We start from the raw sequence: 26,382 nt of genomic DNA, 5'->3' as shown, positions 1-26,382 counted from the left end.
CGACCCTGGCGGCAGGCCCCTGCCTCCTTGCCGCGCCGACGATTGTTCGGCCCCTCGGCGAACGGCTACGATTTCTCGGTAAACGGTCTTTAATCTTCAGGCCAATACGATTATCACGTTGTTGCAGCCACTGGCCGAATATCGCTGGCCGGGCCGAATACTTTCACGGCATGGTCCGCCAGACGCGACGCATAATCCCAAACACGGGGGGAATTCATGACTGCCGACAATATCCAAAGCCTCCAGCAGGAAGGACGCACGTTTGATCCGCCGCTCGCCGGCCGCGACACCGCCCATATCAAGAGCCTGGACGAATACCGCGCCATCTACAAACGCTCCATCGAAGACCCGGAAGGCTACTGGGGCGAGCGGGCCAGCGAGCTGCTCACCTGGGACGCGCCCTGGGACAAGGTCCTTGAGTACGATTTCAATACGCCCGAGATCAACTGGTTCGCCGGCGGCAAGCTCAATGCCACCTACAACTGCCTGGACCGCCACCTGACCAACGGCCGACGCAACAAGGCGGCGCTCATCTGGCAGGGCGAAAAAGACGAGGACGTGCGCACCTACACCTACCAGATGCTCCACGACGAGGTCTGCCGGTTCGCCAACGTGCTCAAAAAAATGGGCGTCAAAAAGGGCGACCGGGTCAGCCTGTACCTGCCCATGGTGCCGGAGCTGGCCATTGCCATGCTGGCCTGCGCCCGCATCGGCGCGCCGCATAGCATCGTTTTCGCCGGCTTTTCCGCCCACAGCCTGCGCGACCGCATCAACGACTGCGAGTCCAAACTGATCGTGGTCAGCGACGCCGTCATCCGCTCGGGCAAGACCATTCCGCTCAAGCCCAATGCCGACGAAGCCCTCAAGGAATGCCCCACCATCGAAAAATGTGTCGTGCTGCGCCATGCCGGCAACGAGGTCGCCATGATGCCCGGCCGCGATGTCTGGTGGCATGACGTCATGGCCGACCACGATGTGGAAGGCGACTGTCCGCCCGAGAGCATGGACGCCGAGGATGTGCTCTTTATCCTCTACACCTCCGGCTCCACCGGCAAGCCCAAGGGCGTCTACCACACCACCGGCGGCTATCTGACCTACGCCGCCCACACCTCGCAGATCGTCTTCGATCTCAAAGACGACGACATCCACTGGTGCACCGCCGACATCGGCTGGATCACCGGCCATTCCTACATCGTCTACGGACCGCTGGCCCTGGGGGCCACCTCGCTCATGTTCGAGAGCGTGCCCACCTACCCGGCCCCGGACCGGTTCTGGCAGATTTGCTCCAAGTTCAAGGTCAACATTTTCTACACTGCCCCGACCGTCATCCGCTCGCTCATGAAGTCCGGCCCGGCCTGGACCCAAAAACACGACTTGTCCTCGCTGCGCATCCTCGGGTCGGTTGGCGAACCCATCAACCCCGAGGCCTGGATGTGGTACCACGAGCATATCGGCCACTCGAAGCTGCCCATCGTGGACACTTGGTGGCAGACCGAAACCGGCGGGCTCATGATCTCGCCCTTGCCCTACGCCACGCCGCTCAAGCCCGGTTCGGCCTCCCTGCCGCTGCCCGGCATCGACGTCGCCATCGTTGACGTGGAGAACAAGGAAGTCGGTCCCAACCAGGGCGGCTTCCTGGTCATCCGCAAACCCTGGCCGGGCATGTTGCGCGGCATCTGGGGCGCGCAAGACCGCTTCAAGCAGCAGTACTTCTCGGGGTTCAAGGGCTGCTACGAATCCGGCGACGGCGCGCGCCGGGACGAAGACGGCTATTTCTGGATCATGGGCCGGGTGGACGACGTCATAAACGTCTCCGGGCACCGCATGGGCACGGCCGAGATCGAATCCGCCCTGGTCTCGCACCCGACCGTGGCCGAGGCGGCCGTGGTCGGCATGCCCCACGACATCAAGGGCCAGTGCATCTACGCCTATGTGACGCTCAAAGCCGGTTACGACGAGAGCGAGGAACTCTTAAAGGGCCTCAAACTCCATGTGCGCAAGGAAATCGGCCCCATTGCCGCCCCGGAAGTGATCCAATTCGCCCCGGGCCTGCCCAAGACCCGCAGCGGCAAGATCATGCGCCGGATTCTGCGCAAGATCGCCTCCAACGAAGTGGACAGCCTGGGCGACACCTCGACCTTGGCCGACCCGAGTGTGGTGACGGAGCTCATCGAGGGCAAGAAGCGGCTGTTTGGCAATTAGTCGAAGCCGCCAGCAAAAAAATGCCAACCGCCGGCCCGGGGATTTTGTCCCGGAGCCGGCGGTTTTTGCGTGGCCGGCGGGTCTGTTGCTGCGGCAGCGACTACAGCCTCCCGCCCACCAGCCCCAGGACGCCGATGGCAATGAGATAAATGGCCACGACGAGGTTGAGCAGGCGCGGCATGACCAGGATCAGGATGCCGGCAATAAGCGCGATAATGGGTTGGATGTGCATGTTGAGCAGCATAAAAGCCCCCTTGGTTGCGGGTGAAAGCGTCCGCCGCAGCTGACGGGACGATACCTTCCCTTCTACGCTCTTTTGCCGGCCCGGCAATGACGAATTGCGCTGGGGGCAACGAGCCAGGGTCCTAGATTTGCGTGGACGCCGCCGGCCGAGTGCGGGATACTGGTTCCTCGCCCAAGGAACTAATTCGGCTAAACACCGCAATCTCCAGCCTACCCAGCCAACTCCATGCACTTTAAGCCCATCTTCTACACCAGTCTGACCCTGGCCGCCCTGGTCGCCGGGCTTTTTACCAGTTCGCTTGAGCCAGCCCGGCGCGTGGACGCCTGGACGTCCGATCTGTGGCACGTCGTCGCCGGCAAACGCTACGAGCCGAGCCATGTGGCCGTGGCCCTGCTCGACGACGAGGCGCTCACCGCTGAACCCGACCGGCCGCTGGTCTTTTGGGGGCCGCTCTACGCCAAGATTCTGGCCCGGCTGCGTCAGGTCGGGGCCGTGGCCGTGGGCATGGACATCCAGCCGGCGCTCAGTCCCGTCACCTGGATGGACATTATCGGGGCGGACACCAGCCGCGATTTCGATCGGGAATTTATGCTGGAACTGTCCAAGGGGCAGACCATCCTGGCCGCCAGCGTGTCCACCGAGTCCGGCGAGGCGTCATTTAGCCTGCCGGCCACGGACTATCTGCTCGCCTTGCCTCGCCACGAGGCCGACCTGGGCCTGACCAACGTGCCGTTGGACCGCGATGGCGTGGTGCGCCGCTTTGCCCCGGCCCTGTACGGCGAGGGCGAGCCGCGCCTGTCCTTTGCCGCTGCCTTGGCGAAAAAGGCCGTCCCGAACGCTCCGGGACTGGCCGGCTTGGACGACCGCAAGGCCCTTGCCCCCCGGCCCATTCCCTATGCCGGCCCGCCCGGCACCTTTGCCCCTGTGAGCTTTGCCCGGCTGCTGGCCCCGGATGCCTTAAACGACCCGCAGGTCCAGGCCTTGGCCGGCAAGATCGTCATTCTCGGCATCGACATCCACGGGGCGCATGACCGGTTGGCCTCGCCCTATTCGCTGCCGCTTTTCGGCGCGCCCAAGGAATTCATGCCCGGCCCGGAGATCCACGCCAACATCATCGAAGCCATGCTGGCCGGCCGCAGCCTGTCGCCGGTCGGCCTGGGGGCGGCCTCGGCCGTCTGGCTGCCGTTTCTGGCCGCCTGTTCCCTGGCCTGCGCCCGGTTCGGCCCCGGCCGCTCGGCCCTGGCCGGTTTGTGCCTGGGGCTTGGCGCTTTCGGCCTGGGCTACGCCCTCTTTCTCAGGGGCCTGCTCCTGCCCCTGGCCGGACTCGACCTTGGCTTGGTCGCCACCTGGGCCGGAGCCAATGCCGTGCGCTTAACCCGTGGCGAACGCGAAAAAACCCATATCCGCCAAGCTTTTGGCAAATACGTGTCGGAATCGGCCATCAACGCCATCCTGGCCAGCGGCAAGCCGCCGGCCCTTGGCGGCTCCCTGGCCACGGTCACGATCTTGTTCTCGGATATCCGCGATTTCACGACATTAAGTGAAAAACTCTCGGCCGAGGAAGTCGTGGAACTCTTAAATGTCTATTTTTCCAAGGTCTGCGACATCATCCTGGCCAACGGCGGCATGATCGACAAATTCATCGGCGACGCGGTCATGGCTGTATTCGGCGCACCCCTGGCCGATCCCAAACATGCCTATCAGGCCCTTGCCACCGCCCTTGGCATGGTTACTGCTTCAATGGAGTTTGAAACTTGGATGCGAAACCGCTTCCCCCAGCTTGGGCAGTGGCGGTTTCGTATTGGCGTTGGCCTGCACAGCGGCCCGGCGGTTGTCGGCAACATCGGATCGAAGCAGCGCCTGGATTTCACGGTCATCGGCGACACCGTCAACACGGCCTCGCGCCTGGAAGGCTTTACCAAGGAAATGGGTTGCCCGGTGGTGGCCAGCCAGACGGTGGTCGACATGGCTGGCCCGGGCGTGGTGACCGGGCGGAAGGAACAAGCCCGGGTCAAAGGCAAGAGCGAACCCGTGCCGGCCCTGGAAATCCTGGGCCTAGCGCACGAATAATAGAAAAAGAGGAAAGGAGCAGTCATGCGTCGCGCTATCGTATTTTCATTGTCCCTGCTGGTTGCGGCGTCCTTTCTGGCCGCGACAGCCTGGGCCGATGCCCCTCGTCTGGTCTGCCTCGTCTCAACAGTCAACGGCCCGGTAACCTTGTCCGGGACGGAAGGCCTCAAAAAACCCCTGGAACTCTTCACCCGCTTGCGCGAAGGCGAGCGGCTGGAACTGGGTCGCGGGGCCGAAGTGCAACTGGCTTTCCTGCAAAAGGGCCAGCGTGAAGCTTGGACCGGTCCGGCCACCATCCTCATCACTGCCGACGGCGGCCAAAGCCCGGACAGCACCATTCCGCCGGTGGTGGAAAAATTGCCGCTTCGGGCCAGGCCGGCCGGCGGCGAGGCCTCGTCCATCCTGACCCAGGGCGGCGAACAGGCCACAGCCCAGGTCAAGACCCGCGAGGTCACCCTGCCCGAAGACAAGACACTCAGTGATGAGGAACGCGCCCAACTGGCCGAAGTAGAAGGACAGGTGGCTGAACTCCGCAAGACTGCCGCCCCTGGCGACGTCGGCCCGGACATTGTTTTGCTGGAAGAACTGACCCGCCTCGGACAGCGACGCCAGCTGGCCGAGGCCCTGCGCCAGTTGCGCGAAGCCCATCCGGACAATGCCGCCCTGGCCAACTGGGAATAGCAGCCGCCAGCGTCCGAAGACACCACCAGTGGCGGGTGTCCAGCGACCCCGCCAACGACACTGCCGGCCGACGGCTCCCCCTGCCCGAAACACGGACAGGCCCCGAATCGGGGGGAGGAGCCGCCGGCCGGCAGTTGCTTGTTAAGGTCGGGCGGCACGGCCAAGGACACAACCCGGAGTTCGGTCGGCATAACCGTATCCGGCCGAGTGCCGCGCCCGCGAAATTCGTTTCAGTCATCCCCCGAGACAACACCGTAAAAGTGCTTTTTTTCTGTGGATAAACCTTTCGTATTTTGCGTGCGGCGGCACACTAGCGGCTGCCACCGCCTCGGGCTCGCCCCTGGCCGGGCTTGAAGCCGGGTTTGGGTCCGTTTTTGGGGACAGGCCGGCCGCCGGCCGGACGTGACGGCGCACCCGGCTTGTGGCCCAGGCGCTTGTCGCGTTCGCCGCCAAGGGCAGCGTGCTGGCGCAGCCGCTCGGCGTCGGAATCCGCCACATGAAGCGGGTTGCCCTCCAGGTCGATTCCGGCAAAGTACATGGCGGCCGCAGCCGTCCCGGGCAGGGGAATGAAGCACTGGACCTGATTGGGCTTCCAGCCCCGGCCGGTGAACCAGGCGGCCATCTCCTGCATGTCGGCCACGGTGCAGCCCGGAAAAGCGCTCATGAGGTAGGGGACGACATACTGTTCCTTGCCGGCCCGGCCGGATTCCCGGGCAAAAAGCTTGATAAACCGCTCAAACACGGCAAACGGCGGCTTTCGCATGAGCCGCAGCACCCGGTCGCTTTTGTGCTCCGGGGCCACCTTGGCCTGTCCGCCGGTAAAATCGCGGACCATCCGGCCAAGCGCTTTCTCGTCAGCCAGCCCGAGGTCCATGCGCCAGCCGCTGGCCACCCGCACATGGCGCACCCCGGGCACGGCGGCCACGGCTTCCAGCAGATCCACAAATGCTCCCTGGTCCACCGCAAAATGCCGGCAGATTTTGGGTGTGAGGCAGCTTGCCCGGGGGCACACGGCCATATCGCCCGTACACCGCCCGCCCCACATGTTGGCGCTTGGGCCGCCCACGTCGCTCACACTGCCGTCAAAGCCCCGGACCTCGGCCAACCGGGCCGCCTCGGCCAGGACAGAGCCCCGGCTGCGCGACCGGATGGCCCGGCCCTGGTGCAGGGCCAGGGTGCAAAAGGAGCAGCCGCCGGCGCAACCCCTATGGATGTTAAGGCTGCCCCGGATCATGGCCGCCGCCGGGATGGGCTGGCTGTAGGACGGATGGGGTTCTTTGGTAAACGGCAAGGCATACAGGGCGTCGAGTCCCGTGCCGTCCAGCCCCGGGCCGGGCGGCGTGAGCACCACCATGCGATCGCCTACGCGCTGCACTGCCGTCTGGCGGTTTTGATGCACCTGCCGCTCACACTCCAAGGTTGCCGTGAGCAACAGCTTCGGCTCGGCCAGAATGGCCTCGTGGGAGGGCAGTTCGATCACGGCCTCGGCCGGGGCGTCCTCGGGGTAGTCGCCGGCCTTTCGGGCATAGGCCGCACCGGGGATGGCGGCCAGGGTATGGACCAGTTCGCCGCCCTCCTCCTCCAGCCGGTCCAGCCCCTGGGCCAGGGCCAGGATGGCGTGCTCGGCCATGCCGTACAGCACCACGCTGGCCTTGGCGTCCAGAAGAATGGATTTGCGCAGGGACTGAGACCAGAAATCGTACTGGCTCACCCGCCGAAGCGACGCCTCGATGCCGCCCAGGGCTACCGGCAACCCCGGAAAGGCCCGGCGCACAAGGTTGGTGTAGACGATGCAGGCCCGGTTGGGGCGGGCTCCGGCCAGGCCGCCCGGTGTATAGGCGTCGTCGGAGCGCTTTTTGCGAAAGGCAGTGTAGTGGGCCAGCATGGAGTCAAGCGACCCAGCCGAGACCCCGGCAAACAGCCGTGGCCGGCCCATGGCGGCGACGTCGCCCGGTTCCCCGGCCGCAAGCTCCCAGCGGGGTTGGGCGATGATCCCGGTCTTGTAGCCGTGGCTGATCAGCCAGCGACCTAAAAGCGGCACGCCAAAGGACGGATGGTCCACATACGCATCGCCGGAAACAAGCAGGATATCGAGACTGTCCCAGCCGAGACGGTCCATCTCGGCCCGGGTCATGGGCAAAAAATCAGGTTGTTTGATCGGTGTGCGCGCCATGGCCGCACTATGGCCGCACTCGCGCGCGCCGTCCAGTGGAGCCGGCGTCTCGGCTAACCCGGTGTTACTGGGAGGCGCTGGCTCCTTCCATGCCGCGCAAGAGCTTGGGGCAAAACCACAGCTCCCTGTCCGTGGGCGTATGGCCGGACGCAACGAAAACCGTCCCATCCTGGTAGGCCAGCGGCCCGGCATAGAGATCGAGCCGGCCCGAACCCAGTTCGGCCGCAAACTGTTCCAAGGCCTTCTGGACTTCCGGCGAGAGGGCCTGACCGGGCATGAAGCCGACAGGACTGGCGTCGGGATCATTCAAGGCTGCAAAATTCGGGGACAACCATTCAAACGCCGGTTTGTAAGTACCAGCGGCCACGGCACTGGCCACGGCCAGGAGCGGCGGTCCCCAGTTGAAATACGGCACGCCCAGACAGACCTCGGGCGCACCCTGGCAGGCCGACTTGTACATGTACGGCAAGGCCCAGATTTCGGCCCCGGCCTTGTGGCGGGCTGCGGCCACACTCAGGGCTTCCGGGGTATCAAGGCCGGAGATGACGACGTCGTAGCCTTGGTCAACAAGGGAACCGGCCACCTGATTGGGATCGGAGGTCACGCCGGGAATGTTGAACCAAAAACCAATCCAATTGACCTTGAAGGCAAGGTCTTCGGCCTTCCTGCCCCGCACCGCGACCCAGGCATGGCGCGCGCCGAGGTAGGCGGCGTTGGCCACGCGGCGGGTCTCGTCATTTATAAGCGGCCCGAGATAGCCAATCTTGCCGGTTCTGGTGGTCATGGCCGCCGCAAAGCCGGCCATCATCTTGGCGTATTCCATTTTGAGAAACAGATTGCCCAGGTTTTTGGGAGCAACGCCGGTTAACGCCCCGTCGCCGGAAACGTGAAGAAACGTCAGACCAGGATGCTGCGCAGCCGCTTCGTGGATGCCGTCCTTCATGTCGTCGGAACCGGCAATGATCAGGGTCGCGCCCTTGGCCGCCAGATCATCCACAACCTGCGGGATGGTGACGCCGGGCCGATCGGTGGGATTGACCTTGTCGAGATAGAGCATTTTCGCGCCGGGCAGGCGGGCCTCGACGTACTTGCCGCCCTCATACTGGGCCTGGCTGTAGCCTTTGTCATTGGCAGGGCCAACGAGCAGCAGGCCAAACACCAGCGGCTGGCCAGCGGCCAGGACGCCGCAAGCGCACACAAGGCAAAGGACTGGGACCAGCAGGAGCATGTGGGCGCGGTTCATGGCACATCCTTCACGTTTGGAAAATTGGTATCGCATTTCCAAACCATCCTCCAGTCCGATGGAGGACCGTGCTCGGGCGTGTTCCCCCACGAGATCGTTGCACTTTGAAACAGCGCCGTCTTGCGCCCCTGGCGACGAAGCCAGGCTGCGCCAGGAACGCACCGCATTTGACGTTACGATATGCAACACTGCCCTCCGTCCGAGGCGACAAGTGCTGCAATATGCAACGCCTACCCTGGCTCTTTCCAAAAATTTTACAAAAAACACTGTTATTTCATCATATTGAAACTATGTGAATTCTGGCGCGAACCTTGCTTTCTCAGAATGTTCACGTTTGAAACATGCCGGCGGGCTGGTTGCTCAAAGAATCACTGAAAAGGTCCATCGGCCGCCGCCACTGGCAAACGCATTTCGAGACGGTGGGTGCAGCAGACCCGCATGCTGCAGGGCCAATCGAAATTTAAGCTGCGGCAGCAATCAGGGCGCCTGTTCTGGAATGTAAAGAGGGGATCATGCCAACACTTGCGCTGAAAGTCGTTCCGTTCCTCGGTTGGTTCAAGAACTACTCGTCTGAGCACCTGAAAATGGACTTCATGGCCGGCCTGACCGTGGCCCTGGTGCTCATTCCGCAGAGTATGGCCTATGCCCAATTAGCCGGGCTGCCCCCGTACTACGGCCTGTATGCTTCGTTCCTGCCGCCGCTTATCGCCGCCTTGTTCGGTTCCAGCCGACAGCTGGCCACAGGGCCGGTGGCCGTTGTTTCCCTCATGACCGCCGCCAGCCTTGAACCATTGGCGACCGCCGGCAGCGAAAGTTTCATCGCCTACGCCGTGCTCCTGGCCCTGGTGGTCGGCGTTTTCCAACTCTGCCTGGGCCTTTTGCGTCTGGGTCTGGTGGTCAACTTCCTCTCGCACCCGGTGGTGTCCGGGTTCACCAACGCCGCAGCCATCATCATCGCCACCAGCCAGCTTTCCAAAATGTTCGGCGTGTCCGTGGACAATGCCGAACACCACTACCAGACCATTATGCGGGTGTTCTCGGCGGCCATGCACTACACGCACTGGCCAACGCTCGCCCTTGGGGTGTTTGCCTTTGCCGTAATGTTTCTGCTCAAACGCTATGCGCCACGGGTCCCCAATGTGCTTGTCGCCGTGGCCCTGACCACGGTTTTTGCCTGGGTCACCGGGTTTGAGCACAATGTCGTCATTGACGTCCAGAGTATCGCCGATCCCCAGGCCCAGGCCGATACGGCCCAGTACAATGCCGCCATTGAGGCCCAGGCCACCTTGGCCAGGACACGCACAGCCCTGACCGCGACGATAGAAAAGGCCAAGGCCCAGGATGAACGCTTCACCGCCGTGGACGGCGAACATGAACTGAGCCGCATCATCCTGGAAATGGACATCGCCCAGGACACGGCCAGACAAGCCAAGGGACGATTGCGGGCCATGCTCTTTGAGGGCGTGCCGGGACCGGAGGGGAAAACAACCTTTTATCCACTTGGCATGACGCCGCCAGACGCCCAGACCGACGGTCGCACGTGGCGCATCAAGGTTGGCAACAAAGCCCTGGATCAGGCGAGCCTGACCATGGTCGGGGGCGGCAGCGTGGTTGGCGCCGTGCCGGCCGGCCTGCCGAGTCTCGCTATCCCGAAGATGGACCTCGCGGTCATGCTCCAACTGCTGCCCTATGCCGCCATTATCGCCTTGCTTGGTTTTATGGAGGCCATTTCCATTGCCAAGGCCATCGCCGGCAAGACCGGCCAGAGCCTTGATCCGAACCAGGAACTCATCGGCCAGGGGCTGGCTAATATACTCGGCGCGTTTAGCCACAGCTACCCCACGTCCGGTTCCTTCTCCCGCTCGGCCGTCAATCTGCAAGCCGGAGCAAAAACCGGATTTTCCAGCGTGTTCACTACCGGCGTGGTCGTCGTGTCCCTGCTCTTTTTCACGCCGCTTTTGTACCATCTGCCCCAGTGCACCCTGGCGGCCGTCATCATGATGGCGGTCATCGGGCTTATCCACCCCTCGAGCTTCGTGCATGCCTGGAAGGTTGCCTGGTATGACGGAGCCATCTCCATCATCAGCTTCGGGGCCACCCTGGCCTTCGCCCCCCACCTCGACAAGGGCATCATGATCGGCGTGGCCCTGTCCCTTGGGGTCTTTTTGTACCGGAATATGCGCCCCATGGTCAGTTCCCTGGCCCGGACCGAGAAAGGCGAACTGCGCGACGCCACCCTCTACGGCCTGGCCCTGTGCCCGCACGTCGATGTCGTCCGCTTCAATGGACCGCTTTTTTTCGCCAATGCCAGTTTCCTGGATGAATCCATCACCTCCCGTCTGCAATCGAAGAAAAAGCTCAAGCACATCATCATGGTGGCCAAGGGCATCAACGATATGGACGCCTCCGGAGAAGAAGCACTGTCCCTGGTCATTGACCGTTGCCGCAGCCGGGGCGTCGATATCTCCCTGTCCGGCGTCAACGATACGGTCATGGCCATTATGAGCCGCAGCGGCCTGTTAAACAAACTCGGCCTGGACCATATCTATGCAACCGTCGAAAAGGCCATCTGCAGCGTCCATGACAACACCCACCAGGACAGTACCGAGGCCCGCTGCCCATTGACCACGGCCTGTCGCCTGAACACGCCGCCCACGGGTCCGGTCCGGCGGCCCAGACTCCGCGCCTTTTCCGTGGGCTAGGATTGCGTTCGCCAGATTCGTTTCGGTACATACACGGGACGGCACTCGGGAAGAGACATCGTTGGCTCAAAACCAACAGGCATGCCGGCCTCCGTATCAGCCAAAGGCCAAGGCCCGGTGGAGGCCCCCCTCCAGGCCCTGGCCTTTGGACCGACAAGGCGCGATGCCCGGGATGCAGGACGTAGTCGTGCCGGCCCGTATCCCTTCTGTGGCAGCGTATCCGACGCTCTTGGACCAGAGAACTCCCTGGCGCTTTTCCCCCACCTGCATGCAACGTTCCTGGTCCTATTCCACACCAGCGCCCGTGGCGAAGTCGGCGGCGTCTTCGTCCATTCCCCATTCATTGAGACCACAACCGGTCTTTCGGGGGATGAGGTGTCCACTCCGTATTCCCTGACGGCGTCGCAGGGAGTCTCCTCCACGTGGAGGTGCACCCCTTGAAGAAGCCGTGCCAAAAGACCAAGAAAGGACTATCATTCCGGCCACGACCGGCCATTCGCCTTCTCCCGAGCCGACCTTGCCCGACTGCAGCCTGCCCGGCTGATTCGGCCGGCCGGAACGGCAGACAAACTTTCGTTGTCATGCCAGCGCAGACGCCATATTAAACAGTACGTCTGGCCCGCCCGGAGAGGGAACTCCCAGGCCGGCATGTGTTGTCAACAATGGATCGAGGGGAGCAGGCCCAAGGCGTGCGACCCGAAGAAAGGATAGCGACAGGTATGAAGAGCAGAGCAGAAACATGGCGGCGCGTCGTTCCGATGTATTTCATGCACAGTCTGGCAAGGTTTTCTGTCGCACTGGTATTCGCGGCATTCCTCTCTCCCGCCCTGGCCGCCCTGGCCGCGGCAGGACCGTTCACCTTTGAAAATGTTGTGCAGGAAGCCCAGAAACTGGCCACGGTTCCTTTCCAGGCCCCGCCTCCCATACCGGAAGCGCTGCGCAAGCTTGATTACGACACCTGGCGGAAAATACGTTTCAGACCAGACACCCGCTTTTTTGCAAAAAAGAACTCGCCCTATGAGCTGCAATTTTTCCATCCAGGATTTCTCTACGACCGTACAGTCAAACTGCATAGCATTGACGGAGACAAGGTCGAGCCTTTGGTTGTGACCAAGGCCATGTTCGATTACAGTCAGGTCAAAGACCTTGCGGATCAGCTGCCAACGGACATCGGGGCTGCCGGCTTCCGTATCCATAGCGCCATCAATACCAAGTCGTATCTGGATGAGTTCACCGTGTTCCTGGGCGCGTCCTATTTTCGGGCCGTGGCCAAGGGGCAGGCCTACGGCCTGTCGGCCCGGGGCCTGGCCATCAATACGGCTGAACCTGAGGGCGAAGAATTTCCCTGGTTTCGCGAGTTCTGGATTGTCAAACCCACCCCTGCCAACGCCGCCAAGGGGCTGACCATCTATGCCCTCCTGGACAGCGACAGTCTGACCGGGGCCTACGCCTTCACGATCGCCCCTGGCCGTGAAACCGTCATGGACGTCACCTCCCGCATTTTCCCGCGCACCCCGATCAAAAAACTCGGCATCGCGCCGCTGACCAGCATGTTCCTCTACGGTGAAAACTCCCTGCCGGGCAGTCGCATGGACTGGCGTCCCGAGGTGCATGACTCCGACGGCTTGCTCGTGCATTTCGGCAATGGGGAATGGCTCTGGCGACCGGCCCAGAACCCCGCCACCCTCCTGGTCAACGGCTTCGAGGCGGACAGCCTCAAGGGTTTTGGCCTGTTGCAACGCGACACGGAGTTTAACAACTACCAGGACACGGAAGCGCGGTATGAAAAACGCCCAAGCCTTTGGATCGAGCCGCGCGGCGACTGGGGGCCGGGGCGGGTGGAGATGGTGTTGATCCCGTCTGATCAGGAGATCCACGACAATGTGGTGGCCTATTTCAGTCCCAAGGCGACGGTCGCGCCTGGAACGCCGCTGCGCTTCGATTACCGCATGCGCTGGCTTGAAGCGCCGGCCGGCTTGCCGCCCGGGGTCCGAGCCACGGCCACCCGCTCGTCCCAGCCGGACAAGGACAGCCGCTTTTTCGTTGTCGATTTCCAGGGCGACAAGCTGCCCGCGCTTAAACCCGATGCCAAGGCCGAAGCGGTGGTCAGTGTCGGGCCGGGAGCCAAGCTGCTGTCGCAACAGTGCTTTAGAAATCCCGTCACCGGCGGTTTCCGCCTGACCTTTGCCATCGCTTTCGAGGGCGGCTCCACCTTGCAGGGCATCCTGCCGGAAAAGCGCGCCCCCATTGAATTGCGGGCCTTTTTGAAATTCGACGATAAAAGCGTCAGTGAGACCTGGAGCTACGCCGTAACGCCGGGGAAATCATGAGCCAGGACACTGCGACGTCAAGCGACGCCCGTCGCGCCGGGGGCTGGCTCGACGGGGTCGGGGCGCGGGTCATGGCCTATCTGCGCCGCTTGCCCCTGCCGGAACCGGCGCGCCTGGAGACGGCGCTGGAAAGCCTTGACCGGCTCCCTCCCGACGTCGGCGCTCCCGAGGCAACCCGGCTGGCCATGACCGATCTGATGGCGCGTCTTAACACCCCCCGGCCCGATCCTGACCTTCGCCCGACACCGCCGCTTTGCCGCACGCCCATGGCCCCGGAAAGCATGGGGCTGCGGGTTTGGCGCAAGGCAGTGGCCAAGGCCGTGGGCACGCCCCCGCCGGAAGAGGGACACCCGCCCAAAAGCTCGACCGCGCCGGACACGCTGCCCGAGCAGACCTGGAGCACCGTGGCCGGCCGTCGCCGCATGGTGTTGGCCGTGCTCATCTTCGCGCCAACCGCCTTTGCCGTCCTGCGCATGGCCTCGGTCCTGCCCCACGAGGGCGGCACGGCGCTGGAAAAAGTCCTGCTGGTGGTCTTTGCCATGCTCTTTGCCTGGATCTCCGTCGGCTTCTGGACGGCCATGGTCGGTTTTTGCACCTTGATCCGGCGCTTTGACCGCTTTGCCGTCACCCGGCCCCAGGCCTCGGACGCCCCGGCCCGGGCCGACGTGCGCACGGCCATCGTCTTTCCGGTGTACGGCGAGGACATGGACCGGGTCACGGCCGGCATCGAAGCCGTCTACCGCTCCCTGGCCCGCGACGCCGGCATCGACCGGTACGATTTCTTCATTTTAAGCGACACCCGGGACCCGGAAGCCTGGGCCGAAGAAGAGGCGGCCTGGGCCGGCCTGCGGGACCGTCTGGACGGGCGGGACCGCATTTTTTATCGCCGCCGCCGGGTCAACACCAAGATGAAAAGCGGCAATATCGCGGACTTTTGCCGCCGCTTCGGAGCCAACTACGTCTATATGCTGGTCATGGACGCCGACAGCGTCATGAGCGGCGAAACCATCGCCCGCATGGTGGCCGTCATGGAGGCCAGACGGGAGGTGGGCATTCTGCAGTCCGTCCCGGCCATTGTCGGACGCGAGACCTTTCTGGCCAGATTGCAGCAGTTCGCCAGCCACCTCTACGGCCCCATGTTCTCTGCCGGCCTGAGTTATTGGCTGCTCGGCGACGCCCAGTTCTGGGGGCATAACGCGCTCATTCGCATCAAGCCCTTCATGCGCCACTGCGCCCTGCCCCGGTTGTCCGGCAAGCCGCCCCTGGGCGGTGAAATCTCCAGCCACGATTTCGTCGAGACCGCGCTCATGCGCCGGGCCGGCTGGAGCGTCTGGCTGGCCTACGACCTGCCTGGGAGCTACGAGGAAGCGCCGCCGAACCTCCTGGCCGAACTGGCCCGGGACCGGCGCTGGTGCAAGGGCAACATGCAGCATCTGCGGCTGGTCTTCACCCGGGGCTTCATTCCTGTCCACCGGGCCTTGTTTCTAAACGGCGTCATGGCCTACGGCTCGGCCCTGCTCTGGTTCCTGTTTCTGGCCGTGTCCACGGCCGAGGCCATCATCGAGTCCCTGACCCCGCCCACGTATTTCCCGCCGACGCGCACACTGTTTCCCGAGTGGCCGATCTGGGAACCGTGGTGGGCCTTGAGCCTGCTGGCCACGACCGGCGTGCTGCTCTTTCTGCCCAAGATTTTTGCCGCTTTCCTGGTTCTGGTTAAAGGCCGCCGCCGGCTTTTCGGCGGTTTCTGGCGGCTGGCAATCAGCATGGTCATCGAGGTGTTTGTCTCGTCGCTGCTGGCTCCGGTGCGCATGCTTTTTCACAGCAAATTCGTCAGCATCACCCTGCTTGGCCGGGAGACCGGCTGGGGGCGGCAAGTGCGCGACGACCGCTCCACCCCCTGGTCCGAGGCGGTGCGCTTCCATCTTGGCGGCACGTTGCTGGCCGGCCTGTGGGCCGGGACGCTTTTTCTGTACAACCGGGAATTCTTCTGGTGGGTGTGCCCCATTTTCGGGCCGCTGCTCCTGGCCATTCCCTTGTCCGTGGCCACCAGCCTGCCCGGCCTTGGCCGGTGGCTCAAGTCCCTCGGGCTGCTGCTGATTCCCGAAGAGGTGGACACGCCGCGCGAACTCTCGGAAATGGCGGCTTTCCACGAACAAAACGCGAAGGCCCCCCGGCCGTTGTCCATATCCCGGGAGCACGGCGTGGCCCTGGCCGTGGTCGATCCGACGGCTTGCTGCCGACGGCTCGGACTGCTCAGCCGCCCCTCCCGGGCCGGACGGGGAGACGCGGCCGCGCGCCAGGAACTTGTGGACAAGGCTGTGCGGTTTGGTCCCGGAGGCCTCACCCGGGCCGAAAAATCAGCCCTGTTGGAAGACCCCGCCGCCCTGACCGCCGCGCACCGAGCGGTCTGGCTGCTGCCCGAGGAAACCTTGCGCCAGCGCTGGTTTGCGGCCTGGCACTGAGTCGACGCCCGACGCTGGGACCGGTCTCCGCAGCCGGTCCCGGCGGCAGCGGGACAAAGCGCCCGTCACATCGCCAGCCAACCAGCCGCCAGTCCAGCCGATAACTCAACCGGGCCGTCCGGCGGCAGCCTCGGCCTGTCCGGACAGACGTTCGGGAATGCGCCACTGCCGCAGCAGCCCTGCCGCTGCCGGCGGGACCAGATGCTCCCACGGCTCGCCCGCCCCCATCCGGCGACGCACCTCGGTCGCGCTTAATCCCTTGTCTTCGGGCGGGACCTCCCACAACACGTGGGTATGCAGCGTCAAGCTCTCGAAGTACTTGAGCTTGCGCCGCCCCCACTCGTCGTAGATGCTCACCAGAAACAGGGCATCAAGCGGGACATAATGCCGGTACAATTCCGGGAGATTGATGGGGAAAGGCACAACGAAAAATTCCTGCGGTGAAAGGCCGGCCTCGGCCAGGACCGCATGCAGCAGTTGCGCCCGCTCGAAATAGGTCAACGGATTGGAGCTCTCCAGGCTGCGCAACGGGTCGGCCGGATCATGCCGGGTGTGGCTCGGGTCGGGGTTGGTGACGCCGATCACCAGCCGGTCGCACAGGGCCTTGCCCGCCAGCAGGTACCGCAAATGATCATTGTGGAGCACCTGGAACCGGCCATGGATCACGGCCTGGGGCACGTTAGGCATCACCACCTCCCCCTTCTCCAGTTTTTGGCGGCGGCAGGACAAACGGCGCATACGGTCCGGGCCAATAGGGACGATCCTCAGGCGTATCCATGATCCCCTCAAGCTTGGACAACTCAAGGGCGTTGAGCACGAGCAGCATAAGCTCCGGCCCACGGACCTGGCCCAGGCAGCCGGCAGCGGCCGAGACTTCGTCAAAAAAGGCCACGCCGTCCCTGCGCTGGCCGCGACCGCGCAAAACCAAAGGCACGGCCTCTCCCGAGTGAATAAGCGGCCCGCCGCTTGGCGTGGAGTGATCTGCAGTGACCAGCACCAGCAACTCCGGGTCATCCCACAGCGGCCGCAATCCTTCGGCCAGCCCCTGGTCCAGCGACGCGATGACCGCTTGCTTGCGAAGCGGGTCCTTGCGATGGGCCGCCTCGTCCGGGGCCTTGGTATGCACGTGGATGACGTCGAAGTCCTGCAAAGCCTGACGCGCCAGTCCCAGACGTTCGGCCAGGTCCCGGCCGGGATCGGCCGTGTCGGATACGGGTATGGGGTGCAGCCCCAGCAGCCGGGCCAGGCCATGAAACATGGCCCCGGATGCGATGGATGCGCCGCGCAGTCCAAAACGCTCGGCAAAGGCAACGATAGGCCGCAGCCGTCCTGCCCGCTGGGTCACCATGGCGTTGACGACAGGCAGATTCTGCCGTTGCCGCCGATCATTGAGGGGATGGACGGCCAGCCGGCGATGCACCCAGCCAAGATAGTGCGTCAGGGCCAGGGCCGTGCGCTTTGCCCGAAGCAGTTCCTCCGGGTCGGCGGCGGCCGTGGCCAGGGGAAGAATCTGCGAGGCAAAGACGCCGTCGCGCATGGGGTTGGAATCGGTTACAAGCGGGGAGACGTCGCCGGTCAGCGTCAAGACGCCAAAAAGCCCTTGGGTGGGATGGAATCGAATGGCAACGCCCTGAGCCTCAAAGACGCCCACGGCCGCCAGCAAAGCGGCAACCTCCGCCGCTGCCACAGGTCCGGCCTTGTCCCGCAGGATACGCAGCCGTCCGGCATCATCGGCCGCCGACACGAAATGCGCCAGGACCGCCATCTGATCAGGCTTGAGATCGACGCCGGCCCCCAAGGCCTCAATGGCCCCCCGACCTGGAAACGCCGCAGCAGGATAGCCGAACATGGCGAAATGGGCGTTTTCACTGGGCAAGGCTTGCCCAAGCAGGCCGGCGTGAAACAGGCCGTTGGCCCCTTCGCGGGCCAGGCGGTCCAGGGTCGGCGTCCAGGCGGCCTGGAGCGGCGTCTTCCCCCCAAAAACCTCGTAGCTGCGGTCACCCAGACCGTCCAGCACAATAAGGAGACATTTCCTGGACATACGTACCTGTGGATGGCGGTTCCATAGACTGCTTCTATCGCATGCAAGGCGTTACATCAGGAAACGATATTTGTCACATTCGGGTATTTGCTCTAAAGAAGCCGCATGCTCTTCGATATCCATGTGCACACGGATCGCTCCTCATGCAGCCAGCTCCCACTCTCTGATATCCTCAAACACTCCAGGCGTCGAGGCCTGGACGGCGTCTGCATCACCGACCATGAAACCATGAATGCTGTTCATGGTCTCCATGAAGGCATGCAACCTGACGGTCTGTGCGTGATTGTGGGCATGGAATATACCACGCCTCAGGGCGACTTTCTTGTTTTTGGACCATTTGCCAGTCTCCCCTTCGGTCTTCATGCCGAGGAGATGTTGCCGCTGGTCGATGCGGCCGGCGGCGTCGCCGTTGCCGCCCATCCCTTTCGGCCAGGACGTGCTGTCCAGGAGCATATTTTGAGTTCCCCTGACTGCCGGCTGGTCGAGGCGATCAACGGCCGCAACCCGGCCACAGCCAACGAACAGGCCCTGGCCCTGGTCCAACGCCGCAATCTCGTGGCTCTGGGGGGAAGCGATGCCCACAGCCTCGCCGAACTGGGGAAAGTGGCTACCCGCCTCCGCGCCCCTGTGCGCTGCCGCGAGGACTTCGTTTCGGCCCTGCGCCTGGGGCTGTGCGAACCACACCGCATGCCCACGGCTGTAACCTCCAGCCTCTTGGAGCGCCGCCCTCCGCCTGCGGCGCCATATTCACAACCTCCCTGCGTTTCCGAAGAATTCCTGCCCCGGTAAACATGACCGGCAAACCGCTTGGAGGCGGGGCTTTCCAGGCCGTCCCGCGGCCTCACCACCCTCTTCTGCCACCTTCAGGAATTGCCGCTCTGCTTCGCAGGAAGCCACCCCCTTAAGTCATTCTCTCCAGGCAGCTGACACCAGAGACGGTGCTGTGCAGATGCGACTCATCCAGCCTGCCCCGCCTGGCCGTCAGACAATCACCCGGGGCTGCCTTGCGATGCCTTCTCCCCTGGAGCTCATGCTCATACCGCCGAATTCATTCCAACCATCACTCTGTTAATGACGGTTTGCAACTCGGCCAAGGCGACCGGCTTTGCGACGTAGTCGTCCATCCCGGCAGCCAGGAATTTCTCTCTATCGCCCGTCATAGAATAGGCCGTCATGGCGATGATCGGGATGTTTGCCTTATCCTGGCCGGCCTTCCCTTCCCGAATCGCTCTGGTAGCCGCCACACCATCCATGCCGGGCATCTGAATATCCATGAGAATCAGGTCGAATTCCTGGTCTCTAAGACGCATGATGGCTCCATGACCATCCACAGCCGTGGCGACGATGTAACCCGACTTCTCAAGCAACCGCTGGCCGGCCATCAAATTCACCGCATCGTCTTCTGCGAAAAGTATGCGTAACGGCCGGTCCTTTCGGAGGCTCTCCGCTTGCTCGGCCTGTTCCTCATGACTGTGCAGAGAGTCAGTCAGTTTGAACGGCAGGGAGCAGTACACTGTCGTGCCCAGACCTTCACCACTGTCGATAGCCATTTCTCCGTGCATCATGCGGAGCAGTTTTTGAACAATGGAAAGCCCTAATCCGGCCCCCTGGAAACGGCGAGTGTAGGAATCCTCGGCCTGGGTGAAAGGTTGGAAAACAATCCGGAGCAAGTCGTCCGCAATGCCTATTCCAGTGTCCTGAACAACGAAAAGGACGCGCAATAAGCCATTTTGCAAACCGAGAGGCGTCGCATCAACCCGCACGCTGCCCGTATCCGTAAATTTTATGGCGTTTCCAACCAAGTTAAAAAGGATCTGTTGGAGACGTGACTTGTCCCCGATAAGGTGCGACGGCATACGCTCATCAATGAAAAAATCCAGTCCAACCCCTTTCTCGCCTGCCTCCATGGCAAAAAGATCAACAATGAGATCCCGCTGGACTGCTATCTCAAACACCTCTTCATGGATGGCCATTTTCCCCGCCTCGATCCTGGACAGGTCGAGGATGTCCGACAAAAGACGCGTGAGACGCTGGGAGGATTTCATTGCTGCGAGGAGGTACTCTTGTTGTTCGCCGTCAAGCGGGGTGCTTCCCATCAGTTGAAGCATGCCGAGAATGCCGTTGAGCGGCGTGCGGATCTCATGGCTCATGTTGGCCAGGAATTCAGACTTGGCTTTGCTGGCTGTCTCGGCGGAGTCTTTCGCCTTGAGGAGTTCTTCCAGAGCGCGCATCCTGTACACGGCCAAAGCAAAAAGGTTGGCAAAGACTGTAACGGCAGCCGAATCATCCTCTGTGTAGTCCCGTTTCGAATTGGCCAAGACGATTTCGCCGAAAAGTTCCCCTCGATAAACAGCCGGCACAGCCATGATCCGCTCAATGGGCATATGCCCGGGCGGCACAACAAAACCAGTCAGGCGGCTGTCTGGGGCGTTGGCGCAAAACGGCTGCCCGCGATACAAAGCGGCCCCCCGGAATACAGCAAACCTGCCTGGATCGTTGGGAAAACAGATTCCCGAATCTGGTTTGACAAGGCACTGTTCCGCTTGTCGCGGATCGGGACGCATGGGGGCAGCATTTTCCTGCGTCTTTGGATCAATGGACGAGACGAATCCGTAGGCGCTTTCGGTGATCTTCAAAGCACACCGGTAAACAACCTCAGCGATGTCCTCAATCGAGGATTCTGGCCGGGTGAGGGCACTGGCGATGTCCGCCTGGGCTTTGTTGACGGCGGATGTGCGTTGGAGATGCGCCTCGGCCCGCTTGCGCTGGGCAACTTCCTTTTCCAGTTCTTGGTTTCGGGCGGCAAGTTCCTTTGTCCGGACAGCGACTTCATTCTCCAGCGTTTGCCCGCGGTCCTGAAGTTGCTGCTGCTGCTCCAGACGTTCCAACAGCAGCGCGAGCAGGCTCACGGCGTTGCCCAGCAGCTTTCGCTTCTGGGAAGGGAGGGCGTCGAGCTCCCCTTTGATCAGGAAGCCGCCATAATTGTTCTTCAAGGTGTCCAGACTCAGGACCGTTGGTTGGTCCGGGGGCGCGGTCTCGACATAGGACAAAGAAAGCGTAGGCCAAAGCGCGCTTGCAGCTTCTGCAAAGACCCTGATGACCAGCTTCCTGTCTGAGAATTGCGACAGGTTGAGCAGGAGCAGAAACAGATCGTGCGCGACGTCCTGTTGATCAGCCACGTCGGAGGAACTCAGGGGCATTTTTCGCAAGCCAGATGTCTGGATCCTGGAAGAAAGGATTTTCGGTGACCACGCCTTGGCTGATAGTATAGGGATGCGTTTGCAGGACCTGCAGAATCGTCTTGCCATCAAATTTTGTCACATTGTACAGACAAATACTGATCCATGGTTTTTCCGCAATAAAGTAATTGAGCCTCGATTCGTAAGCCATAAGATGGTCCACTCCGGGAATGGCTTCAAGCGCCCAGACCATCTCCGCTGCGGTCCGAACATTTCGTTTCCCGTTTCTTTGGCTTTTCTCAAAAACATCATTTAATGCATCCTCCATGTCCCAAGGAGAGAATGTTCCGTCCGGGTAGTATATATCCTTGGCAGAATGAATCTTCATCGTATTCTGGTCAGCTAGATATTGTTCACACAAGGGGCAATGTTTCGAAAACTCGTGCCTGAAATCTTCAATTGTTCGCTCAGCCGGGACGTAACACTGAAGATCCCCTGCTTGCGCTCCATGGGCCAGAAATCCCATGATAATTTCGTCTCGCTCGGCTTCCGTTTCGTAGAGGCCGCAGAAATGGGTTCCCCAGTTGCAAGTATAATTTCCAAATCCAAGCGCCAATGGCGGCTGATTTGTCGTTGTGATGTGCATTGTCGTCCTCCTGGTCGCCACAACAATCTGGACCTCTTCTGGGCCTATGCGGTGACGCTGGCGAGCATAGCTGGGCGAAAACGAATAGACACCCCAGCCTGGCCCTGTGCCTAATATGGAGCATATCAGACTCGCAATCAATACATTAGCGACAAAGTCGGTGCGGTTGGCGCAGAAAGAGGCCGATGGCGCAGCGGCAGCCCTTCAAGGGAAGTGCTGCATCGAGGTTTTTTGACACTATTTTGAATAATTATGTGGCATCCTATGCCAATCCTCCAAAGAACTGACGGAGAACATACGCGAGCCAACTTCCCAAAATCCCGGCATCCCAACACGCTGGCAGCCAAAGGCAAGGGCACTGCCTGATCCGCGACCAACAAAAAAATAAAGACTTTCATTTCGGCCCCGCACGAGTGCACCCGAAACCAGAAAATTCCTTATGAAGCCCTTTCCTGACTGTGTTGGACAATCGCTTTCCACCGACCAGAGAAATCGTACTCCCCTGATCCAGAGGCATTCTCCATAAATCTCGTCCCGTTGCGGAACAGGCCGCGCAACCGGCCTATTCGTGCGAGTTAATAATTACAAGTTCCAAGCCAACTACCCGCAATTACGAACAAACATCAACGCAGTGTCACATTGCCTCCGTTTTTGTCCAAGGGATATACTCTCTTGGATACTCATCGGGGCCGGACAGAGTTGTTGCGGCCCGGAGAAACGCCCCGAGCCGGGGAGCAGTCTGCCGCACCCTACCGCGCAACACGTCCGACACGAAAGGAAGTATGCCATGCACCGCCCTGCCCCTCCTTGTCTCCGTCTGATCCTGATCTTGCTCCTGCTTTGTTGCCTGGCTGTCGCACCTGCAGCGGCTGCAACCTTCACGGATATGTCCGGGCAGACCGTGACGACACCTGACTTTCCCAAACGGGTCTATGCGCTTTCCCCGCCGGATGCGTTGCTCGTCTACGCCCTTGATCCCTGTCTGCTGGTGGGCTGGAATTACCCCCAGACCAAGACGGCCCGGGACTGGTTTGCCCCGTGCGCCCGTGATCTGCCGGTGCTTGGCGGTTTTTTCGGCCAGGGTATGACGCCCAACAAGGAGGCGTTGCTCAAGGCTGCGCCGGATTGCGTCATCAGCGGGTCCATGGCCAAGGGCAATGAAGATTTCGAAGCGTTTTTTACGACCATGCGCATTCCGGTCGTGCACATTGAGAGTGAATCGCTTGCGGCCTACCCCAAGGCCCTGCGCCTCTTGGGCGAAGTGTTTGACAAAAAGGACCGGGGGGAGGCGCTCGCCGCCTATGCCGAGCGGACCCTGGCCGACATTGACAAAGGCGTGGCTTCCATTCCCGAGGACAAACGCCTGACCGTCTACTATGCCGAAGGCGGCGACGGGCTTTACACAGACGGCCGGGGGTCCTTTCACACCCTGGTCCTGGAACTGGCCGGCGGCCGCAATGTCCACCCGGCCCCCCAGACCCGGCGGTACGGCATGGACAAGGTCACCATGGAAACCGTGCTCAGCTACGCGCCCCAGGTTATCCTGGCCCAGGACGCCAAGTGCCGCGACATGATCCTGACCTCTCCCCTTTGGGCCGCGGTCCCGGCGGTGCAACAAGGCCGGGTGCTCAATATCCCCGATCTGCCGCTGAACTGGTTTGACCGTCCGCCATCCTTCATGCGCCTGTTGGGTGTGAAATGGCTGGCCAACGCCCTGTACCCTGAGGTGTTCCCCTATGACATGGTCCGGGAGACCCGGGATTTCTTCAAGCTCTTCTGGAACGAAGACGTGACCGAAGCCCAAGCCCGGGAGTTTTTGGGGCAAAAGGACGCCGGCAAGCCGTGAGGTCCGACCACTCCGAGGTTTCCCATCCGGCAGCCAGGGTGTTCGTGACCCCCTGGCTGCTGGGCATCGTCTTGCTGGCGGCAACCGTCTGGTCGCTGACGGCCGGCAACTATCCCATCGCCCTAGCCGATCAGTGGCGCGCCCTGCTCCACGCGCTGGGCAGGGTGACGCCCCCCGAGGATACGCGACTGGGCTTGGTTAGGATCGTGCTCTTCGACATCCGCGCCCCACGCCTTATGGCCGCGATTCTGGTCGGCGCGGCCCTTTCCACCTCAGGCGCGGCCTTCCAGTCCATGTTCGTCAATCCCCTGGTCTCGCCGGGGCTGCTTGGCGTCCTGGCCGGCGCATCCTTTGGCGCGGCCCTGGGCATGCTGGCGAAAGGTTCCTGGCTGGCCATCCAGGGCTGCGCCTTTGGCGGGGGGCTTGTCGCTGTGGGGCTGGCCTTGACGCTGGCCCGCGTATGCCAGGGCGACCGCTTGTTGTTGCTCATCCTGGGCGGCGTCATCAGCACAGCCCTGTTCACAGCCCTGCTCTCGGCGGTCAAATATGTGGCCGATCCGACTGACCAACTCCCGGCCATCACCTATTGGTTGATGGGCGGCCTGTCCCGGGCCGATGCCGGGACGGTCGGCCGGGCCGCTCCGATCTTTTGCCTCGGCATGGCCGGACTGTTTCTCATGTCCCGCCAGCTCGACCTGCTGAGCCTTGGCGACGAGGAAGCCAAAAGCCTGGGGCTCAACGTCGGCCGGGTCCGGCTGGGACTCATCGCCGTCTCCACGATCCTTTGCGCCGCCACCGTCTCCATCGCCGGACTGGTCGGCTGGGTGGGGCTTATCATCCCCCACGCCGGACGCATGCTGGTCGGCCCGAGCAACCGGGCGCTGTTGCCCACTGCCGCCCTGCTTGGCGGGATCTACCTGTTGCTGGTGGACGATGTGTCCCGTCTGGCCTTTGGCGTGGAAATCCCCCTGGGCATCCTGACCGCCCTGGTCGGCATCCCGTTTTTTCCGCTTGTTTTGCGAAACGCCCGGAAGTCCTGGGGGTAATATGTCTGTGTTTGCGGCCGAAGACCTGGCCTTTGCCTACAACGGCACGCCCGTTCTGCGCCGGGTCTCGTTTCAGCTAGGGGCGGGAGAACTTGTCTGTCTGTTGGGACCAAACGGCTGCGGCAAGACCACCCTCTTGCGGCTCATGCTCGGGCTGCTTACCCCGGCCGCTGGCCGTTTGCTAGTTTCCGGCCGCGTGGCCCATGCCCTGTCCAGACCGGAGATGGCCCGGCGAGTGGCCTACGTGCCCCAGTTGCATCATATCCCCTTTGCCTACACCGCCTTGGAAATGGTGTTGATGGGCCGGGCCGTCGGCGCTTCGGTTTTCGGACGTCCCGCCCAAAAGGACCGGGACATCGCCCAGGCGGCGCTGGAGCGATTCTCCATCGGGCATCTGGCCCATATTCCCGTCACGCGCTTAAGCGGCGGCCAGCGGCAACTGACCATGCTGGCTAGGGCTCTGGCCCAGCAGGCCGAGGCCCTGGTGCTCGACGAACCCATAACCGGCCTGGATTTCGGGCATCAGGCAAAATTTCTGGCCATCCTCCAGGAGTTGTGCGCCGAGGGGCATACCTGCGTCATGACCACCCACTGCCCAGACCACGCCCTGTGGGTGGCGGACCACGTGCTGTTGCTGCGCGAGGGACAGGTGGTCGCCGACGGCGCGCCCCGTGCGGTCGTTACGCGCGACAACTTAAGCCGCCTCTACGATGCGGATATCTCGGTATTTTCCATGAATGAAACCATCCGGGTCTGCATTCCCGATCGTATCGGCCGCAGCGGGCCGGATCGGACTTCCTCCCAGGACGTGGCCCGGCCAATCAACCACGAAGCCCGACGCCCCCAATAGGAGCAGCCGTATGGACAAAACGGACACGGACAAGGATTTTTACCGCTACACTGCTTCCCACCGGTTTGCCGCCATGTATCCCCTGCTTGCCCGGCAGATTGTAGACGATTGCGGCATCCGAAACGGGCTGTGCCTGGATGTCGGCACTGGCGGCGCTGCGGTGCTGATCGAACTGGCCAAGATCACCGACTGCGCCATGCTCGGCCTGGACGCCGCGCCGGACGTCCTTACCATGGCCCGGGAAAATGTTGTGCACCATGGCTTGGCCCCGGAGCGGTTCCGCTTTCTGGAGGCCGACGTCACGGCCATGCCGGTGGAGAACGCAACGGTGGACCTGCTGGTCAGTCGGGGCTCGATCCCGTTTTGGCCGGACCATGTGGCCGCATTTCGGGAAATCCTCCGCGTACTGGCTCCGGGCGGCTACGGGCTTATCGGCTGTGGTTTCAGCCACTACCAAACGCTTGAAGAGGTCCGGGCCATGCGCCCCAAGTGGACAGGGGAAGGCCAGGCAGACACGCGAAACGCCTGGAAAGAGGAGGGATACCTCGACACGGTGCTGGCCAAGGCCCAGGTGCCCCAGGCCACGGTGTTGGCCGATCCCTACGGCGTGTGGGTGCAAATTCGTAAGCCCGTCTCAGCCGAGACGGCGATCCGATAGGTGGTTGCC

General features: G+C 62.4%; 18 protein-coding genes and 1 pseudogene. 12 read left to right on the top strand and 7 right to left on the bottom strand.

The window, feature by feature from the left end:
* Positions 1-216 precede the first annotated feature (216 nt).
* Positions 217-2,202, top strand: coding sequence for an acetate--CoA ligase (gene acs, locus NY78_RS14560; RefSeq protein WP_043637475.1), 1,986 nt, complete (start codon positions 217-219; stop codon positions 2,200-2,202).
* Positions 2,203-2,302: 100 nt separating this feature from the next.
* Here acs and NY78_RS23895 read toward each other — a convergent pair whose 3' ends face one another.
* The gene (locus NY78_RS23895; protein ID WP_082140055.1) at positions 2,303-2,446 is read right to left on the bottom strand and encodes a DUF3096 domain-containing protein; all 144 of its coding nucleotides are present in this window, start codon (positions 2,444-2,446) and stop codon (positions 2,303-2,305) included.
* A 225-nt stretch (positions 2,447-2,671) separates the two neighbouring features.
* Between NY78_RS23895 and NY78_RS14555 the strand changes: the two genes are divergently transcribed.
* Positions 2,672-4,516 carry an adenylate/guanylate cyclase domain-containing protein gene (locus NY78_RS14555; RefSeq protein ID WP_043637473.1) on the top strand — a complete coding sequence of 615 codons (1,845 nt, stop codon included), beginning with the start codon at positions 2,672-2,674 and terminating at the stop codon, positions 4,514-4,516.
* Positions 4,517-4,540: 24 nt separating this feature from the next.
* Positions 4,541-5,197, top strand: coding sequence for a hypothetical protein (locus NY78_RS14550; protein WP_043637470.1), 657 nt, complete (start codon positions 4,541-4,543; stop codon positions 5,195-5,197).
* Between the two features lie 310 nt (positions 5,198-5,507).
* Here the strand turns inward: NY78_RS14550 and NY78_RS14545 are convergent, their stop codons facing one another.
* Together NY78_RS14545 and NY78_RS14540 are read right to left on the bottom strand one after the other, a co-directional pair.
* Positions 5,508-7,370, bottom strand: a complete 1,863-nt coding sequence (locus NY78_RS14545) for a YgiQ family radical SAM protein (RefSeq protein WP_043637468.1) — start codon at positions 7,368-7,370, stop codon at positions 5,508-5,510.
* Between the two features lie 64 nt (positions 7,371-7,434).
* Positions 7,435-8,613, bottom strand: coding sequence for a BMP family lipoprotein (locus tag NY78_RS14540; RefSeq protein WP_043637466.1), 1,179 nt, complete (start codon positions 8,611-8,613; stop codon positions 7,435-7,437).
* Between the two features lie 512 nt (positions 8,614-9,125).
* Here NY78_RS14540 and NY78_RS14535 point away from each other — a divergent pair.
* From NY78_RS14535 to mdoH, 3 genes are all read left to right on the top strand, one after another.
* Positions 9,126-11,315: a SulP family inorganic anion transporter gene (locus tag NY78_RS14535; RefSeq protein ID WP_043637463.1), complete on the top strand. Its 2,190-nt coding sequence runs from the start codon at positions 9,126-9,128 to the stop codon at positions 11,313-11,315.
* A gap of 719 nt (positions 11,316-12,034) precedes the next feature.
* Positions 12,035-13,645 carry a glucan biosynthesis protein gene (locus tag NY78_RS14530; protein ID WP_043637462.1) on the top strand — a complete coding sequence of 537 codons (1,611 nt, stop codon included), beginning with the start codon at positions 12,035-12,037 and terminating at the stop codon, positions 13,643-13,645.
* The gene (mdoH, locus tag NY78_RS14525) at positions 13,642-16,107 is read left to right on the top strand and encodes a glucans biosynthesis glucosyltransferase MdoH (RefSeq protein ID WP_197084260.1); all 2,466 of its coding nucleotides are present in this window, start codon (positions 13,642-13,644) and stop codon (positions 16,105-16,107) included. The genes NY78_RS14530 and mdoH overlap by 4 nt, the downstream gene beginning before the upstream one ends.
* Positions 16,108-16,212: 105 nt before the next feature.
* On the opposite strand, the gene NY78_RS14520 is transcribed toward mdoH, so the two are convergent.
* Positions 16,213-16,794, bottom strand: a complete 582-nt coding sequence (locus NY78_RS14520) for a nicotinate-nucleotide adenylyltransferase (protein WP_043637458.1) — start codon at positions 16,792-16,794, stop codon at positions 16,213-16,215.
* On the bottom strand, positions 16,787-18,148 hold the full coding sequence (locus NY78_RS14515) for an alkaline phosphatase family protein (RefSeq protein ID WP_043637455.1): 1,362 nt from the start codon (positions 18,146-18,148) through the stop codon (positions 16,787-16,789). Before NY78_RS14515 ends, NY78_RS14520 begins: the two co-directional genes overlap by 8 nt.
* A gap of 105 nt (positions 18,149-18,253) precedes the next feature.
* Between NY78_RS14515 and NY78_RS25555 the strand changes: the two are divergent.
* Positions 18,254-18,391 (top strand): annotated as a pseudogene (locus tag NY78_RS25555) (PHP domain-containing protein); the annotation flags it as partial.
* 213 nt (positions 18,392-18,604) lie between these two features.
* Complete coding sequence (locus NY78_RS25550; RefSeq protein ID WP_231584010.1) at positions 18,605-18,937, top strand: PHP-associated domain-containing protein; 333 nt, start codon at positions 18,605-18,607, stop codon at positions 18,935-18,937.
* A gap of 245 nt (positions 18,938-19,182) precedes the next feature.
* On the opposite strand, the gene NY78_RS23175 is transcribed toward NY78_RS25550, so the two are convergent.
* Positions 19,183-21,327, bottom strand: a complete 2,145-nt coding sequence (locus NY78_RS23175) for a response regulator (RefSeq protein WP_197084259.1) — start codon at positions 21,325-21,327, stop codon at positions 19,183-19,185.
* On the bottom strand, positions 21,320-21,973 hold the full coding sequence (locus NY78_RS14500; RefSeq protein ID WP_043637452.1) for an MEDS domain-containing protein: 654 nt from the start codon (positions 21,971-21,973) through the stop codon (positions 21,320-21,322). Before NY78_RS14500 ends, NY78_RS23175 begins: the two co-directional genes overlap by 8 nt.
* A 787-nt stretch (positions 21,974-22,760) precedes the next feature.
* Here NY78_RS14500 and NY78_RS14495 point away from each other — a divergent pair.
* From NY78_RS14495 to NY78_RS14480, 4 genes are read left to right on the top strand one after another with little or no spacing between them, the layout of a single operon-like run.
* The gene (locus tag NY78_RS14495) at positions 22,761-23,819 is read left to right on the top strand and encodes an ABC transporter substrate-binding protein (RefSeq protein ID WP_043637449.1); all 1,059 of its coding nucleotides are present in this window, start codon (positions 22,761-22,763) and stop codon (positions 23,817-23,819) included.
* Positions 23,816-24,865, top strand: a complete 1,050-nt coding sequence (locus tag NY78_RS14490; RefSeq protein ID WP_053062233.1) for a FecCD family ABC transporter permease — start codon at positions 23,816-23,818, stop codon at positions 24,863-24,865. The genes NY78_RS14495 and NY78_RS14490 overlap by 4 nt, the downstream gene beginning before the upstream one ends.
* A gap of 1 nt (position 24,866) precedes the next feature.
* Positions 24,867-25,715, top strand: coding sequence for an ABC transporter ATP-binding protein (locus NY78_RS14485; protein WP_047960208.1), 849 nt, complete (start codon positions 24,867-24,869; stop codon positions 25,713-25,715).
* Between the two features lie 10 nt (positions 25,716-25,725).
* On the top strand, positions 25,726-26,373 hold the full coding sequence (locus NY78_RS14480) for a class I SAM-dependent methyltransferase (protein ID WP_043637447.1): 648 nt from the start codon (positions 25,726-25,728) through the stop codon (positions 26,371-26,373).
* The last annotated feature ends 9 nt before the right edge of the window (positions 26,374-26,382 follow it).

This window comes from Desulfovibrio sp. TomC (assembly GCF_000801335.2).
Lineage (GTDB): Bacteria > Desulfobacterota > Desulfovibrionia > Desulfovibrionales > Desulfovibrionaceae > Solidesulfovibrio.
Note: the sequence above shows the minus strand (reverse complement) of the source record. Positions and strands in the feature narration are given on the sequence as shown.